The 254-nt window shown below is 40.9% G+C and carries 1 protein-coding gene; it reads left to right on the top strand.

Annotation, left to right across the window (positions count from 1 at the left end; all coding sequences use genetic code 11):
* Window positions 1-254: hypothetical protein (locus G7034_RS12175; RefSeq protein ID WP_166401162.1), on the top strand; the 254-nt coding region annotated here is incomplete at both ends.

Below are 254 nucleotides of genomic sequence, written 5' to 3'. Positions count from 1 at the left end.
GTTGAAGCTGTCGATTTAGACACGGATTGTACGAAAACGACCACCTTGACCATAGAAGTAATTCCAGAGCCGACCATCCCAGAATTAGATCCATTGGTAGAATGTGACCCAGGTAACAATGGTTTTGCAGAATTTGATTTAGGAACTGAAATAGAAAATATTATCAGCAACGAAGTAGATGTAGAAATCTCCTTCCATGAAACTGAGCAAGAAGCCTTTTTTGGAACAGAAGCCATTGCCACCGAAGACGAAGA

The sequence above is a fragment of the Psychroflexus maritimus genome (assembly GCF_011089875.1).
GTDB lineage: Bacteria > Bacteroidota > Bacteroidia > Flavobacteriales > Flavobacteriaceae > Psychroflexus > Psychroflexus maritimus.
Note: the sequence above shows the minus strand (reverse complement) of the source record. Positions and strands in the feature narration are given on the sequence as shown.